At 77.0% G+C, this 896-nt stretch carries 1 protein-coding gene; it reads right to left on the bottom strand.

Annotated features, from left to right (window positions below; all coding sequences use genetic code 11):
- Positions 1 to 84: 84 nt before the first annotated feature.
- Positions 85 to 896, bottom strand: an 812-nt coding sequence (locus tag ACSNOK_RS33280) for a hypothetical protein (protein ID WP_436784514.1), incomplete at its 5' end; no start/stop codon positions are given.

The following is an 896-nucleotide window of genomic DNA, read 5'->3' as shown; positions in this document are numbered from 1 at the left end:
CACCCACTGACGGGGGAGGGGCCGGGCGCTCCGCCCGTCGCCATGGGGCGACCGTGGCCCTCCCCCGTCAGTGGGTGACCGTTGTCAGTGGGTGACCGTGGAGGCCGCCGCTGCCGCCGCGGCGGCCCGGCCGCGGGCCAGGATGCGCCCGAAGGCGTACGTGGAGATGTCCCGGCCGGCGGTGAGCGCCTGGGTGTCCTCGCCGGTCACCGGCTTGTTGTCGGCGTTCCCCGCGACCGTGAAGTAGGCGTACCGCCCCTCCGCGTTGGCGGTCAGCCGGCAGGCGGTGGCCCGGCAGAAGGCGGCGGTGCCGCCCCCCGGCAGTGCGGCGACGTTGCCCGCGGACTGGTCCTTGGCCTTGTCGGCCGCCGCCTTGGTGTCGAACACGGCGACGCCGACCGTGACGGCCACCCCGTCGCGTACGAAGGTGGCGCGCAGCATCTGGCGGCAGCCGTTGGACGACAGGACGGACCCGAGGGCGCCCTGGGTCGCGGAGGCGCAGTCCGTGGTGGCGGCGGTGGCCGTCCGCCGGTACGTCCGGCCGGACAGGACGGCCTTCGCGTCCGGGAACAGCGTCCCCGTGGTCAGCGGAGCCTTGTCCTTCTCCGCGCTGGATATGAAGGCGCGCGGGTCCTGGGGCGGGGGCGGGGCGACGGGGGCGAAGGTCGGCTCGGGTGTTGCCGACGGGTTCGGCAGGGCGGAGGCCCCGGCGGCGTTCGCGCGGCCGGGGCCCTTGCCGCCGTCACCGTCCGACCGCGCGATCGCGGTGGCCACGATCGCCGCCACTCCGCCGGCGGCCAGCACCCCGCCGCCGATCATCAGCAGCTTCCGCCGGCGGTCGCGCGCCGCCGTGTCCTCGGCGAGCGCCGCCCAGTCCGGCGTCCCCCCACCCGGCC

Origin of the sequence: Streptomyces sp. URMC 126, from assembly GCF_051386555.1 — a bacterium.
Taxonomy (GTDB): Bacteria; Actinomycetota; Actinomycetes; order Streptomycetales; family Streptomycetaceae; genus Streptomyces.
This window is presented reverse-complemented; position numbering and strand designations above follow the sequence as displayed.